This is a genomic window from Pseudomonas peradeniyensis (genome assembly GCF_014268935.2).
Taxonomy (GTDB): Bacteria; Pseudomonadota; Gammaproteobacteria; order Pseudomonadales; family Pseudomonadaceae; genus Aquipseudomonas; species Aquipseudomonas peradeniyensis.
Genome location: NZ_JABWRJ020000002.1, coordinates 530,411 through 545,000, shown reverse-complemented (window position 1 = coordinate 545,000; position 14,590 = coordinate 530,411). Strand labels below are relative to the sequence as shown.

14 protein-coding genes (1 of these 14 only partly in view) are annotated in these 14,590 nt (G+C 64.5%); 3 read left to right on the top strand and 11 right to left on the bottom strand.

Going from position 1 to position 14,590, the window contains the following annotated elements:
- The 8 genes from msrP to mrcB form a co-directional block, all read right to left on the bottom strand.
- Window positions 1-816, bottom strand: partial view of a protein-methionine-sulfoxide reductase catalytic subunit MsrP gene (gene msrP / locus HU751_RS11930; protein ID WP_186732767.1) — the 5' portion only. 198 nt of this gene lie to the left of the window's left edge; 816 of the gene's 1,014 nt are visible here — the first part of the coding sequence; it begins with the start codon at window positions 814-816; the stop codon falls past the left edge of the window.
- A gap of 77 nt (window positions 817-893) precedes the next feature.
- On the bottom strand, window positions 894-1,745 hold the full coding sequence (pssA, locus tag HU751_RS11925) for a CDP-diacylglycerol--serine O-phosphatidyltransferase (protein WP_050706953.1): 852 nt from the start codon (window positions 1,743-1,745) through the stop codon (window positions 894-896).
- A 151-nt stretch (window positions 1,746-1,896) separates the two neighbouring features.
- Entirely contained in the window at window positions 1,897-2,913 is a 1,017-nt protein-coding gene (ilvC, locus tag HU751_RS11920) for a ketol-acid reductoisomerase (RefSeq protein ID WP_027917653.1), read from the bottom strand.
- Between the two features lie 53 nt (window positions 2,914-2,966).
- Window positions 2,967-3,458 (bottom strand): acetolactate synthase small subunit, encoded by a 492-nt coding sequence (gene ilvN / locus HU751_RS11915; protein ID WP_003250040.1) that lies wholly within the window; start codon window positions 3,456-3,458, stop codon window positions 2,967-2,969.
- 1 nt (window position 3,459) lies between these two features.
- Entirely contained in the window at window positions 3,460-5,184 is a 1,725-nt protein-coding gene (locus tag HU751_RS11910) for an acetolactate synthase 3 large subunit (RefSeq protein ID WP_186732766.1), read from the bottom strand.
- 407 nt (window positions 5,185-5,591) lie between these two features.
- The gene (locus HU751_RS11905) at window positions 5,592-5,924 is read right to left on the bottom strand and encodes a YqcC family protein (RefSeq protein ID WP_050706954.1); all 333 of its coding nucleotides are present in this window, start codon (window positions 5,922-5,924) and stop codon (window positions 5,592-5,594) included.
- Window positions 5,921-6,700 (bottom strand): tetratricopeptide repeat protein, encoded by a 780-nt coding sequence (locus tag HU751_RS11900; RefSeq protein ID WP_050706955.1) that lies wholly within the window; start codon window positions 6,698-6,700, stop codon window positions 5,921-5,923. Before HU751_RS11900 ends, HU751_RS11905 begins: the two co-directional genes overlap by 4 nt.
- 26 nt (window positions 6,701-6,726) lie before the next feature.
- The gene (gene mrcB, locus HU751_RS11895) at window positions 6,727-9,048 is read right to left on the bottom strand and encodes a penicillin-binding protein 1B (protein WP_186732765.1); all 2,322 of its coding nucleotides are present in this window, start codon (window positions 9,046-9,048) and stop codon (window positions 6,727-6,729) included.
- A gap of 116 nt (window positions 9,049-9,164) precedes the next feature.
- Between mrcB and HU751_RS11890 the strand changes: the two genes are divergently transcribed.
- From HU751_RS11890 to HU751_RS11880, 3 genes are all read left to right on the top strand, one after another.
- Window positions 9,165-10,727 (top strand): bifunctional aminoglycoside phosphotransferase/ATP-binding protein, encoded by a 1,563-nt coding sequence (locus HU751_RS11890; RefSeq protein ID WP_186732764.1) that lies wholly within the window; start codon window positions 9,165-9,167, stop codon window positions 10,725-10,727.
- Between the two features lie 100 nt (window positions 10,728-10,827).
- A complete protein-coding gene (locus HU751_RS11885) occupies window positions 10,828-11,181 on the top strand; it encodes a pentapeptide repeat-containing protein (RefSeq protein WP_050706958.1) in 354 nt (117 codons plus the stop codon).
- 278 nt (window positions 11,182-11,459) lie between these two features.
- Window positions 11,460-11,738, top strand: a complete 279-nt coding sequence (locus HU751_RS11880) for a TfoX/Sxy family protein (protein ID WP_028691223.1) — start codon at window positions 11,460-11,462, stop codon at window positions 11,736-11,738.
- 171 nt (window positions 11,739-11,909) lie between these two features.
- On the opposite strand, the gene HU751_RS11875 is transcribed toward HU751_RS11880, so the two are convergent.
- Genes HU751_RS11875 through HU751_RS11865 form a run of 3 tightly spaced genes read right to left on the bottom strand, consistent with a single transcriptional unit; the run spans window position 11,910 to window position 14,566 of the window.
- Window positions 11,910-12,803 (bottom strand): ChaN family lipoprotein, encoded by an 894-nt coding sequence (locus HU751_RS11875; RefSeq protein ID WP_186732763.1) that lies wholly within the window; start codon window positions 12,801-12,803, stop codon window positions 11,910-11,912.
- A 12-nt stretch (window positions 12,804-12,815) separates the two neighbouring features.
- Window positions 12,816-13,583, bottom strand: a complete 768-nt coding sequence (locus tag HU751_RS11870; RefSeq protein ID WP_186732762.1) for a heme ABC transporter ATP-binding protein — start codon at window positions 13,581-13,583, stop codon at window positions 12,816-12,818.
- Window positions 13,583-14,566, bottom strand: a complete 984-nt coding sequence (locus HU751_RS11865) for a FecCD family ABC transporter permease (protein WP_186732769.1) — start codon at window positions 14,564-14,566, stop codon at window positions 13,583-13,585. The genes HU751_RS11870 and HU751_RS11865 overlap by 1 nt, the downstream gene beginning before the upstream one ends.
- Between the last annotated feature and the right edge of the window lie 24 nt (window positions 14,567-14,590).

The following is a 14,590-nucleotide window of genomic DNA, read 5'->3' as shown; positions in this document are numbered from 1 at the left end:
CTGCCAGGTGGTCTGCGGCTGCTCCGCCACCAAACTGATGCGCACGATCGACTTGATGCTCTTGAACCCGTACTTCCACGGCACTACCAGACGCAACGGCGCGCCGTTCTGGTTGGGCAACTCGCGGCCATACATGCCCACCGCCAGAATCGCCAGCGGGTTCATCGCCTCATCCAGGCGCAGACCCTCGACATAGGGCCAGTCGATCAGGGCGAAACCGGACCGCTGGCCGGGCATGCTCTTGGGGTCTTCCAGGGTTTCGAAACGGATATAGCGCGCCTTCGAGGTTGGCTCGACCTGCTTGAGCACCTCCGCCAACGGGAAACCCAGCCAGGGAATCACCATCGACCAGGCCTCCACGCAGCGCAGGCGGTAGATCCGCTCCTCGAGCTGGTAAGGCTTGATGAAGTCCTCCAGCGCATAGCGCCCAGGCTTGGCCACCTCGCCATCCACCACCAGGCTCCAGGGCTCGGTCTTCAGGCTGCCGGCATTGGCCGCCGGATCGCCCTTGTCGGGCCCGAACTCGTAGAAGTTGTTGTAGTGGGTGGCGTCCTTGAACGGCGTGATCGCCTCGCCACTGACGGTGACCGCCTGCCAGCGGGCGCTGGCCAGCTTGTCGTTGAACCAGCCGGGGGCGGCACCGGCCTCGACGTCGGCATAGCGGGACATCTCGGCAGCCGCGCCCAACCGCGGCAACGCGCCCAGGGCCGCGCCCGCCAGGCCTGCGCCCAGCAACGTACGACGGGAGAAGTAGATGGATTCTGGGGTGATCTGCGATGCTTTGCAGTCGGACGATCGGGGAAGCTTGATGAGCATGGCGGCTCCACAGTACGGGTCACTGATGTACACGTAAGACTATGGAGCCGGCAGGTTATTCCGCGATTAAATCCTTGTCAGGATTTGCGACGGCGCGCCCGCAACAGGAACTGGATCGGCCCCGACGCGGCATAGGCGAGGAAGATCAGCAGCAGGATGCGCGGCGGATCGCTGAACACCACGGCGAACACCAGCACCACGGCCAGGATCGCGACAAAGGGCACGCGGCCCTTGAGGTCGAGCTCCTTGAAGCTGTTGTACTTGATGTTGCTGACCATCAGCATGCCTGCGGCCGCCACCAGCAGCGCCACCAGGAACGACAGCTTGGAGCCCTGGATGCCGTAGTCGCTGAACGCCCAGACGGTACCGGCCACCACGCCGGCCGCCGCCGGACTGGCCAGGCCGATGAAGTAACGCTTGTCGGCGGTGCCGACCTGGGTGTTGAAGCGTGCCAGGCGCAGCGCGGCGCCGGCCACATAGATGAAGGCAACCATCCAGCCGACCTTGCCCATGTCGCCCAGGGCCCAGCCGAACGCCAGCAACGCCGGCGCCACGCCAAAGGCGACCATGTCCGACAGCGAGTCGTACTCGGCACCGAAGGCACTTTGCGTATTGGTCATGCGAGCCACGCGACCGTCGAGGCCGTCGAGGACCATGGCGACGAAGATTGCGATGGCGGCGAAGGCGAAATACTTGCTCGCCTCCCGCGGATCACCCGCGCTCAGGGCGCTCTGCGCGCTCATCGAGCTGATGATGGAATAGAAGCCGGCGAACAGGTTCGCGGTGGTGAACAGGTTGGGCAGCAGATAGATACCGCGGTGACGCACCTTGCGCCCTTCGGCATCGTGGCCTTCTTCGACATGTTCATCGATAGGTAGCAGGCTTTCGGCGTCGGAGGGCTTGTTCGGCTCTTCGGGACGTTCGCTCATGAAAAGTACCTTGCAACAGGGTGGAATATGTTCGACATGGGCTCGGCAAAACCGTTCTAACAGCGAGCCACTGGTCGCTTTATACCAGAAGCTGACCGCGCAAACGAAAAAACGCGGCCGAAGCCGCGTTTTTCATTTATCGACGCAAGACTCAGTTCTTGGTCTTGTCGACGATCTTGTTGGCCGAGATCCACGGCATCATCGAGCGCAGTTGCTCGCCGATGATTTCGATGCCGTGGGCGGCGTTGTTGCGGCGCTTGGCGGTCATCGAAGGATAGTTGGTGGCGCCTTCGCTGATGAACATCTTCGCGTACTCGCCGTCCTGGATGCGCTTCAGGGCATTGCGCATGGCCTTGCGGGATTCTTCGTTGATGACTTCAGGGCCGGTGACGTACTCACCGTACTCGGCGTTGTTGGAGATCGAGTAGTTCATGTTGGCGATGCCGCCTTCGTACATGAGGTCGACGATCAGCTTCAGCTCGTGCAGGCACTCGAAGTAGGCCATTTCCGGGGCGTAGCCCGCTTCGACCAGGGTTTCGAAACCGGCCTTGACCAGCTCGACGGTACCGCCGCACAGAACGGCTTGCTCACCGAACAGGTCGGTTTCAGTCTCGTCCTTGAAGGTGGTTTCGATGATGCCGGTACGGCCGCCACCGACGCCAGCGGCGTAGGACAGGGCGACGTTCTTGGCGTTGCCCGAGGCGTCCTGGTAGATCGCGATCAGGTCAGGGATGCCGCCACCCTTGACGAACTCGGAGCGCACGGTGTGGCCCGGGGCCTTCGGCGCGATCATGATCACGTCGAGGTCGGCACGCGGAACGACCTGGTTGTAGTGGATCGAGAAGCCGTGGGAGAAGGCCAGGGTAGCGCCTTTCTTGATGTTCGGCTCGATCTCGTTCTTGTACAGCTGGCCCTGGAATTCGTCCGGGGTGAGGATCATGACCAGGTCGGCAGCGGCGACGGCGGTAGCCACGTCAGCCACTTTCAGGCCATGGGCTTCTGCCTTGGCAACGGTAGCCGAACCTTTACGCAGACCGACGGTAACGTCCACACCGGAGTCCTTCAGGTTGCACGCCTGGGCGTGACCTTGCGAACCGTAGCCGATGATGGCGACTTTCTTGCCCTGGATGATGGAAAGGTCGCAGTCTTTATCGTAGAAAACTTTCATGAAATACCCCTGTTATATCTCGGCCCCAGCGGAGCCATCGCTAGTTTTTGAAGTTAGATGCTGAGCACTTTGTCGCCACGGGCAATGCCGGTGACGCCACTGCGCACGGTTTCGAGAATCGATGCGGTGCCGATGGCCTGGATGAAGCTGTCCAGCTTGTCGCTGGTGCCGCTCAGCTGCACGGTGTACACGCTGGCGGTCACGTCGACGATCTGGCCACGGAAGATATCCGTGGTGCGCTTGATTTCGGCGCGCTGGGCACCGGTGGCCTTGACCTTGACCAGCATCAGCTCGCGCTCGATGTGGGCGCTTTCCGAGAGGTCGACAAGCTTGACCACTTCGACCAGCTTGTTCAGGTTCTTGGTGATCTGCTCGATCACTTCGTCATGGCCAACGGTGGTAAGCGTCAGACGCGACAGTGTCGGGTCTTCGGTCGGTGCCACGGTCAGGCTTTCAATGTTGTAGTTGCGCTGGGAGAACAGGCCGACCACGCGAGACAAGGCACCGGGTTCGTTTTCCAGCAGCAGGGAGATGATGTGCCGCATATCAGGTACGCTCCGTCTTGCTCAGCCACATGTCACGCATCGAGCCGTCCTTGATCTGCATCGGATAGACGTGCTCGGTCCGGTCGACCGCGATGTCGATGAACACCAGGCGGTCCTTCATCGCGAAAGCCTCTTCCAGTTTCGGCTTGAGGTCTTTCAGGCTGGTGATGCGGATGCCCACATGGCCATAGGCCTCGGCCAGCTTGACGAAGTCCGGCAGCGACTCGACGTAGGAGTGCGAGTGGCGACCGTTGTAGGACATGTCCTGCCATTGGCGGACCATGCCCAGCACACCGTTGTTCAGGTTGACGATCTTCACCGGCAGGCCGTACTGCATGCAGGTGGACAGCTCCTGGATGTTCATCTGGATGCTGCCTTCACCGGTAACGCAGGCCACGTCCTGGTCGGGGAAGTTGAGCTTGACGCCCATGGCCGCCGGGAAACCGAAGCCCATGGTGCCCAGGCCACCGGAGTTGATCCAGCGGTTGGGTTTGTTGAAGCGGTAGTACTGCGCCGCGAACATCTGGTGCTGGCCCACGTCGGAAGTGACAAAGGCATCGCCGTTGGTCACTTCGCACAGGGTCTCGATCACCTGTTGCGGCTTGATGATGTTGCCGTCGCCCTTGTCGTAGGGGAACAGCGCACCGTCGCCGCGCCATTCGTCGATCTGCTTCCACCAGGCATCCAGCGCCGCCTTGTCGGGCTGCTCGCCGATTTCCTTGAGGATGGTGAGCATCTCGCTCAACACGCTCTCGACCGGGCCGACGATCGGCACGTCGGCCTTGATCATCTTGGAGATCGACGCCGGGTCGATGTCGATGTGGATGATCTTGGCGTTCGGGCAGAACTTGGCCGGGCCGTTGACCACGCGGTCGTCGAAACGCGCGCCGACGGCGAAGATCACGTCGGCATGGTGCATGGCCATGTTGGCGGTGTAGCTGCCATGCATGCCGAGCATGCCGAGGAACTGGCGATCGGTGCCCGGGAAGCCACCGAGGCCCATCAGGGTGTTGGTGACCGGCAGGTTCAGCGTCTTGGCGATTTCGGTGAGGGCTTCGGAGCCGCCGCCGAGGATCACGCCACCGCCGGAGTAGACGATCGGGCGCTTGGCCGCCAGGAGCATCTCGGCCGCCTTGCGGATCTGCCCGGAGTGACCACGAACAGCCGGGCTATACGAACGCAACTTGACCTTTTTCGGGTAGATGTACTCGAACTTCTCGGCCGGGTTGGTCATATCTTTTGGAATATCGACCACCACCGGGCCGGGACGGCCGGATTGCGCAAGATAGAAGGCTTTTTTCAGGACTTCGGGGATTTCCGAGGCATGCTTGATCATGAAGCTGTGCTTCACGATCGGCCGGGAGATACCGATCATGTCGGTTTCCTGGAACGCGTCGGTGCCGACCATGGTGCTGGGCACCTGGCCAGACAGGATGACCATCGGAATGGAATCCATGTAGGCGGTGGCAATGCCGGTAATGGCATTGGTCGCGCCCGGGCCGGAAGTCACCAGTACCACGCCGGCCTTGCCGGTGGCACGGGCGTAACCGTCCGCCATATGGGTGGCAGCCTGCTCGTGGCGGACCAGGATGTGCTGGACTTCCGGTTCCTTGAACAGGGCATCGTAAACATGAAGGAGAGCACCACCAGGGTACCCGTAGATGTGCTTAACGCCTTCGTCACGCAAAAAGCGGACGACCATCTCAGCGCCAGATAAAAGCTCCACGTTGTTCACCTCTAAAACGCCAGAATACCGCCCTCACTGAGCGGGTCTTAATAGGTTTACTGCCAAGCAGAGCATGAGCGAACGTCAGCACTGACTGAGCAAGTATTGGGAGTGCCCTGGTGTGTTGCGGGCCTTCCCACCCAGCGCGAGGTAACGCGTTGCGGGGTGTTACAAGTCGGCGCGGGTGTGCGCCTCATGATCTGCTTAGCGGGTCTGCTTCTGGCAGTCCCTCTACAGCGGAATCTGGATTCTTGTGATTCGGCGCGCACAAGTCAAGAGAAATTATTGCCAATTTTTCGGCAAGATGAATCACTGCAACCACTAAAAAGGTTCACAGCAGCAGATTTAAGAAGATTTTCATAAAAAAGGGCCACAATCTGCGGCCCTTGAAGGAAAAAGAGAAGAAATCAGGCGGAGGGGCTGATCAATTGGTCGAATTCTGCCAACAAGCGCCGTAGCGCGCGGCTTTGTTCCGGACGGTCGACAAACACCGTCTCGGCCATGACCAGGATGCCCGAGGCATTGGGCAGCGGGTGTCCGTGCTCGAGGATCAGTTTCATCCGCGGCAGGAAGATCCACTGCAACCACTGCTCGAAGGCCATGCTGTCGACGGCGAACGGCACCACGCTGGCCAGCGCCTCGGCGCTGGGCGCGACATCGCTCCACCAGCCCTGGACCTTGAGTTCGCGCTCGATCAGCAGCAGATGGTCGGCGATATCGAGGATGCGCTGTTCCATCACAGGTTGACCCGCGCCTTCTGCCGCGCCAGGGCCGCGCCGGCGCTGTCACCCTGCTTCTCGCGGGCCTGGGCGATGGTGTTCCACAGCTGGGCCTGCAGGTCGGGACGACCGTTGGCGTAGGTCAGGGCGCGGCGCGCCAGTTGCTCGGACTGCGCGGCGTCGCCCTGCGACAGGCGCACCTGGGCCAGGCGGAACAGTACCTGCGGCTCACGCGGGGCGATGCGCTGGGCACGCTCCAGGCTCGACGCGGCGCCGTTGAAGTCGCCACTGCCCTGTTGCTGCTGGGCGGTGGTCAGCAGCGCCAGCACCGGGCCGTCGAGCTGTTCGTCGGCGGACAGGCCGCCGCCGGAGACATTGCCCCGCGGAATCCCGGTGGGCGCGCTGGTGACCGGCGCCGGATTGCTCATCGAGGCGATGTCGAACGGCTCGTCGGCGATCGGGTTGGGGTTGGTGCTGATCGGGCCGCTGCTGACCGGACCCGGGGTGATAGGCCCAGTGCTGATCGGCGCCGGGCCGGTACCTGCCGGGAACGACTGGATCGGCGCGCCGCCGGTCCCTTGCGGGATCATCACGGTGACGCCGGAGTCTTCCGGCAACGACCGGGCCTGGCTGCTGCCGCCGCTGGTCGGATAGGCCGACGTGCGGTTGGCCGAGACGCGCTCGCTGTTGGAGACCCGGGTGCTCGAATCGACCACCGGAATGTTGCCACGCGGGACGCTGGCACAACCGTGCAGCACGGTCACTGCCGCCACGGCAGGAATCCACCACTTGTTCACTTCACACCCTCTTCAGAAGCTCGCGCTCAATTCATCCAGCCCTTGACCCAGTCCATCACCTCTTCGGCCGGGTTCTGCTCGCCACCACAGGTGGCGCCAGCGGGCGGTTCACTGCCACGAATATACGGCATCTGCACCGCTCCCGGACAGCTGCCGTCGGAACCCTGGCCGCTGTACGGATCGATCCAGGCCTGCACCACGTTGTCCGGCTGCGGCATGTCCAGCGGCAGCGGGTCGGCCTTCTTCATGAAGCTGGTCCACACCTGCAGCGCGCCGGTGGCACCGGTGAACGGCGTCTTGCCGTTGTCATCGCGTCCCAGCCAGACCACCGCCAGCAGGTCCTGGCTGAAGCCGGAGAACCAGCTGTCGCGCGAGTCGTTGCTGGTACCGGTCTTGCCCGCCAGGGTCAGCGAGCTTGGCAGCACGCTGTACACCGAGCGGCCGGTGCCTTCGCGCATCACCCGCTGCATGGCGTTCTGCACCAGGTAGATCGAACCCGGGTCGAAGGTCTGCTGGATCTGGAACGGGTAGCGCTTGAGCGGCTCGCCTTCAGCGGTGAGCACGCTGCGGATACCGCGCATCGGCGTGTTGAAGCCGCCGTTGGCGATGGTCTGGTACATGGTCGCGACCTGCATCGGCGACATGCCGCCGGCGCCCAGCAGCATCGACGGGAATGCCGGCCAGTCGACCTGTACGCCGAGCCGACCGATGGTCTTGATCACGTTGGGCACGCCCACTTCCAGGCCGAGCTTGGCGGTCGACAGGTTGTAGGAGTTGGCCAGGCCCTGGTACAGGTAGATGGTGCCATGGGGGCGGCGATCGTAGTTCTGCGGACGCCACACCTGGCCATCGGCCCCCTTGACCGAGAACGGCTCGTCCTGCACCCAGCTGGTCAGGGTGAACTTGCTCGGTTGCTCCAGCGCGGTCAGGTAGACCGCCGGCTTGACCAGCGAGCCGATCGGCCGCACGGCGTCGATGGCGCGGTTGAAGCCGGCGAAGCCTGACTGGCGGCTGCCGATCAGCGCCTGCACTTCACCGGTCTCGGGGTTGGTGACGACCATCGCCGATTCCACTTCGTCGGCGCCCTTGCGCCCGGCCAGGCGCTTGAAGGTCTCGCTCATGGCGGTCTCGGCCTTCATCTGCAGGATCGGGTCGAAACTGGTGAAGATGCGCAGGCCTTCTTCGGTCAGGTCTTCGTCGCGGTAGTCCTGGCGCAGCTGACGCTTGACCAGGTCGAGGAAGGCCGGGAACGAGCTGTCGGCCAGGCTGCCGCGCTTGGTCACGCCCAGCGGCATCTTCTTCGCCGCGTCGACCACGTCCTGAGTGGCCACGCCCTGCTCGGCGAGCAGGTCGAGCACCAGGTTGCGCCGTTGCAGGGCGCGCTCGGGGTGGCGGCGAGGGTTGTAGTAGGACGGGCCCTTGACCATGCCCACCAGCAAGGCGATCTGGTGCAGCTTGAGCTCCTGCAGCGGCTGGCTGAAGAAGAACTGGCTGGCCAGTCCGAAGCCGTGCACCGCGCGCTGGCCGTCCTGGCCGATGAACACTTCGTTCAGGTAGGCCTCGAGGATCTCGCGTTTGTCATAGTGCACTTCCAGGAGCACCGACATCATCGCTTCGGTCAGCTTGCGGCTGAGACTGCGCTCGTTGGTGAGGAAGAAGTTCTTCACCAACTGCTGGGTCAGGGTACTGCCACCCTGGCGCATGGCGCCCGAGGAGGTGTTGACCCACACCGCCCGGGCAATGGACTTGGGCGACACGCCGAAGTGGCTGTAGAAGTCGCGGTCTTCGGTGGCGATCAGGGTTTCCACCAGGTATGGCGGCACCTGGTCGATCTTGATCAGGATGCGGTCTTCGAGGTTCTTCGGGTAGATGCCGCCGATCATCAGCGGCTCGAGGCGTACCACGTCGAGCTTGCCGCCATTGGCGCCGCTCAAGCCCGCGACATAGTCGCCGGAGAAGCGCACGCGCACGAACTGCGCCGGCTCCATGCCCTCGTAGAACTGGAAACCACGGGTGTTGAGGTCGACGTTGTTGCCGTTGACCGACGCGGCGCCCGGGCCATTGGCCACGCCTTCGCGGCGATAGCCCAGGGCATCGAGTTCGGTGAGGAAGTCGTTCTTGCTCAGCTTCTGGCCGACGAACAGCTCCAGCGGCCGGGCATACACCTTGGCCGGGATGGTCCAGCGCTTGCCGGAGAACTTCTCCTGGACGGTGGCATCGAGATAGACCGCGAAGCCGGCGATCACCACCAGGCCGACCAGGCTGAGCTTGAGTGCCCAGCCCAGCCAGGCGCGGGCGCGGCCGGTCGGGCGTTTTTTAGAGGTGCGGGAATTTCGGGTACGTGTCATGGCGGCGGATTATACGCACTTTGGAAAAGGGGGGCAGACGCCTACGGCGGTTTGCAGGGACGGCACCATTGACCATAATGTCCGATTCGAATTCCCTGACCCCTGAAGGATGATCCGTGAGCCAAGCCCTGATCAGCGCGCTGCAGAACCCCGCCCTCTATCCGCACCCTGTCGCGGGCTTCCAGCTCATCGAGACGCACATCTCCTGGGTTCTGCTCACCGGCGAGTACGCCTACAAGATCAAGAAGCCGATGAACTTCGGCTTCCTCGACTTCACCGGCCTCGACCAGCGCGGGCATTTTTGTAACGAAGAGCTGCGGCTGAACCAGCGCCTGACCGAAGGCCTGTACCTGGAGGTGCTGCCGATCACCGGCAGCGTCGAGGCCCCGCAGATCGGCGGCGAAGGCCCGGCGATCGAATACGCGCTGAAGATGCGCCAGTTCCCCCAGGACCAGATGCTCAGCACCCTGCAGGCCAACGGCGAGCTGAACGCCGGCCACATCGACCAGATGGCCCGGCAGATCGCCGAGTTCCACCTGCAGGCGCCGAACGTGCCGGTCGACCATCCGCTGGGCACCCCGGACGCGGTCATGGCGCCGGTGGAGCAGAACTTCGAGCAGATCCGCCCGTTCCTGACCGACAAGGCCGACCTGCAGCAACTGGACAACCTGCAGGCCTGGGCCCAGGACAGCTTCAAGCGCCTGCACGGCCTGCTCGAGGCGCGCAAGGCCAATGGCTTCATCCGTGAGTGCCACGGCGACATCCACCTGGGCAACGCCACCCTGATCGACGGCAAGGTGGTGATCTTCGACTGCATCGAGTTCAACGAGCCGTTCCGCCTGACCGACGTCTACGCCGACGTCGGCTTCCTGGCCATGGACCTCGAGGACCGCGGCCTGAAGTGCCTGTCGCGACGCTTCATCAGCCAGTACCTGGAGCTGACCGGCGACTACCAAGGCCTGGAGCTGCTGAACTTCTACAAGGCCTACCGCGCCCTGGTGCGGGCCAAGGTCGCGCTGTTCAGCCTGTCGCCCGACGCCGACGGCGTGCAGCGCGCCACCACCCTGCGCACCTACCGCAACTACGCCAACCTGGCCGAAAGCTACAGCGCCATCCCTTCGCGCCTGCTGGCCGTCACTCAGGGCGTCTCGGCCGTGGGCAAGAGCCATGTGGCGATGCGCCTGGTCGAGGCTCTGGGCGCGGTACGCGTGCGTTCGGACGTCGAGCGCAAGCGCCTGTTCGGCAAACAGTCGGCAGCCGACGCCGGTCAGCTCGAGGCTGGCATCTACGACAAGGAAGCCAGCATCGCCACCTACCAGCGCCTGCATGAGCTGGCGGCGATCATCCTGCATGCCGGTTTCCCGGTGGTGCTCGATGCCACCTACCTCAAGCACGAGCAGCGCAAGGCGGCGGCGGACGTCGCCAGCGAGGCCGGCGTGCCGTTCCTGATTCTCGACTGCCAGGCCCCCGACGCGGTGATCGCCAGCTGGCTGGCCCAGCGCCAGGCCGAAGCCATCGACCCTTCGGACGCCACCCTGGAAGTGATCCAGGCGCAGCAGGCCAGCCGCGATCCGCTGGATGCCGAGGAGCAGAAGCACAGCAAGCGCGTGAACACCCAGGAAAGCGCCAGCATGGACCAGCTGATCGAACAGATCCGCCAGCACCTGCCCGGCCTTTGAGCCGCAAGGCGTGAAGCAGTCGACAGTTCACGCCTGAAGTCCGGCGCCCCTCCAGTGATGTCATTACAATATCATCACACCCCACGGAGGAGGCGCCGCCATGAATCAGCCCCGTCAGCTGGACAACGTCCTGTACTCGATGATCCGCGACGAGAAGATCGCGGCGTTCAACCGCGAAAAGCCCAGCGATTCGACTATCGACTTTCGCGGCGGTGATTTCCGCGGCCTGGACCTGCGCGACCTGGACGTACGCGGCATCGACTTCACCGACGCCTACTTTCGCGCCGCCGACCTGCGCGGGCTCGACCTGCGCGAAAACGGCCTGGAGGGCGCCAGCCTCGCCCATGCGCAGATCTCCGGGACCTACTTCCCGGCCGAGCTGAGCGCCGACGAGATCCTGATGTCGGTGAAGTTCGGGACGCGGATGCGTTATCGCAGCGCTCGCCAAGGGTAAGTGTCTGGCCTGCACCAGGCTGTGGATGGGAACTTTGTGGGAACGGACACACGTGGGAGCGGGCTTGCCCCGCGATAGCGTCAGCCCCAGCGATCGCCATCGCGGGGCAAGCCCGCTCCCACGCAACCCGCTCCCATTAGGGTCCCATCCGGCGAAAGTACTGCATCCCGTCGGCCCCGATGGCAAAAGGCCGCGTTATTCACAACCCCCGCTACACTCCTCATTGACCTGCTCGCGATTTATCCCCACGACCCGTTCAGCCATCGCAAGGAGGCTCGATGAACGATGAATTGCAGCATCTGAAAAACCTTGGCAAGACCTCCGCGCAATGGCTGCACGCCGTCGGTATCCACAGTGCTTCGGACCTGCGCCGGCTCGGCGCGGTGGGTGCCTATCAAGCCGTGAGAACGCGAGGATTCCGGGCTTCGAAGGTGTTGTTGTATGCCATCGAGGGGGCCCTGCTGGACATGCACTGGAACGACCTGCCGGCCGAACGCAAGCAGGCGCTGAACCAACAGCTCGACGCGAAGTGCCCGGCACAGAAAAACGAAAAATAATTCGCAAAAGGCATTGACGTCGAAATGAGAATCGTTATGATTATCACAACTGGTCGCGAGACCGGTTGGGTAACCTGAATGCTCCCTGGTTCGGACGCTCAGATTATCTCCTCATCAGGCTAATCACGGTTATTGACCCGGCACTTTGCCGGGTCTTTTTTTGCCCGCGATTCAGTGTGCCTTGCGCAACTGGGCGCAGTAGTCCTGCTCCGGCGTCGCCGGGGTGTACCAGACGAAGTCGGCCATGCCCGGCTCGACCGCCTCTCCCACTTCCGTCAGCAACAGCACCTTGCCCTCGGCTTTGGCGTCGAGGTCGGCCAGATGCAGGGGCACGCCCAGGTCCTTGCGCGCATGGTAGCTGCCGGTGAGCAGCAGTGCCGGTTGCGGCGCGGCCAACAGCCGTTCGGCGATACGTCGGTCGCGCTGCTGCTGCACCGCCAGCATCGCCGGCAGCTGGCTTTCCGGCAGCAGGTTGCAGTGGCCGGCGCGCACCTGCGCCAGCAGCGCCTGCACCACGGCCGGCGCATTGGAGCGCTCACCCGGTGGTGTCACTGGCTGACGATAGGCCTGGCGGACTTCCTCCGGCGACAGGTTCGCGGCCAGCAGCGGGTATGGCTGGCCCAGGGCCTCGCGGACGATCGCCCCGTACAGCGCCCAGTCCCAGCCGGGTTGCCAGTCGAGGGCTTTGGGCAGGTCGGCTGCCGGCGACGCCTTGCCCTTCTGCGCATCGACCAGGGCCTGCTGCCGTGGCTCGAGCATTTCCAGCAGCAGGCTGCCCTGCGGCCGGCGGCTCTCCAGGGCGCGCAGCAACCAGAGCTGCAGGCGATGGTGGTCGGGGTTGTCGTGCTTTTCACCCACCAGCACCCGTGGCGCATCGGCCAGGCGCTGGACCAACTGCCCAGGGCTCAAGGCCTGGCCGCTGGACAGTTCGATGATCCGGCCCAACTGGAGGTTGTCACGGCCCTCGGTACCCTGCCAGGCCGGCACGGGTGGCAGGCCCGCCTGGCAACCGCCCAGCGCCAGCGCCAGACAGATAGACAAGCCGGACAGCAGGGGATGGCGCATGGTGAAAGCCTCTTAGCGAGTGATGATCAGCGGATGGCCGCGCTCCGGGTGCGGTTGGACCAGGACATCGATACCGAACACTGCCCGCAGCGCCGCTGGCGTCAGTACCTGTTGCGGCGTATCCAGGGCATGGCAGCGCCCCTGCTCCAGCAGCAGGATATGGTCACAGTAGCGCGCCGCCAGGTTCAGGTCATGCAGGATGACCAGCACCGCCGCGCCACGGTCAGCGAAGCTGCGCACAGCTTGCAGCGTGGTGTGCTGGTGCAGCGGGTCGAGCGCGGAGGTGGGCTCGTCGAGCAGCAGGGTGGTGCCAGGCTCGCCCGGCCACAACTGGGCCAGCACCCGCGCCAGGTGCACGCGCTGGCGTTCGCCGCCGGACAGCGCCAGGTAGCTGCGCTCGACCAGATGCCCTGCATCCGCCGCCGCCAGCGCCGCCTCGACGATCTCCCGGTCACGCTGACGGCCGCTGGCATGAGGTAGGCGGCCGAGGCCGACCACCTCCTCGACACTGAAGGCAAAGCCCAGGCTGGACACCTGCGGCAACACCGCCAACCGGCGGGCCCGCTCCTGTCCCGACCAGCCCTCCAGACCACGACCATCGAGGCGGACCTGCCCGGTGCTTGGCGCCAGTTCGCCACACAGGGCACCGAGCAGGCTGCTCTTGCCGGCGCCGTTGGGCCCAAGCACTCCGAGGACCTGCCCCGGCCGCAGCGTCAGGTTGATATCGTGCAGCACCTGGCTGCCACCGCGCTTGAGAGAGAGCCCTTGGACGTCGAGCATCAGCTGCGCACCTTCACCAGCAGGAACAGGAAGAATGGCGCTCCGATGAACGCAGTGACGATGCCGATCGGCAATTCCGCCGGGGCCAGGGCCAGGCGCGCGATCAGGTCAGCGAACAGCAGCAGGGTGCCGCCCGCCAGCAGCGACGCCGGCAACAGCACCCGGTGATCCGGCCCCGCCACCAGCCGCACCAGGTGCGGCACCACCAGGCCGATGAAACCGATCAGGCCGGCGGCGGCAACCGCCGCCCCCACACCCAGCGCCGTGCAGAACACCAGTTCGCGCTTGAGCCCCTCGACCTCGATACCCAGGTGACGAGCTTCCGACTCGCCCAGCAACAACGCGTTGAGTGCCTGCGCCCGGCGCGGCAGCCACAGGGCCACGGCCGCCACCACCAGCAGCAAGGGCCATAGCCGCTCGTAGCTGGCACCGTTGAGGCTGCCCAGGTTCCAGAACGTCAGGGTGCGCAGGGTGGCGTCGTCAGCCAGGTAGGTGAACAGACCCACCGCCGAGCCGCCGAGCGCGGTCATGGCGATACCGGCCAGGAGCATGGTGGCAACGTTGGTCTGGCCATCACGCCGCCCCAGACGGTAGACCATAGCGGTCACGCCCAGGCCACCGACGAAGGCGCAGAGCGACAGCAGGTAAGGCGCGAACCAGTCGGGAATGCCCCCCAGCCAACTGCCGCCGACGATCGCCACCGCCGCGCCCAGGGCGGCGCCGCTGGCGACGCCGACCAGCCCCGGGTCGGCCAGCGGGTTGCGAAACAGCCCCTGCATCGCCACGCCGGACAGCGCCAGCACGGCTCCGACCGCCAGCCCCAGCAGGGTGCGCGGCAGGCGGATCTGGCCAAGGATCATCTCGGCCTGCTCCAGGCCCTCGCCGGGTACCGGCAAGCCAATCAGGCGCAGGCCGGCGCGCAGGGTGTCGAGCAACGGCAGGCTGACCGGGCCCAGCGCCAGCGACAGCCAGACCGCGAGCAGGCACAGCAACGCCAGGGTAATGAA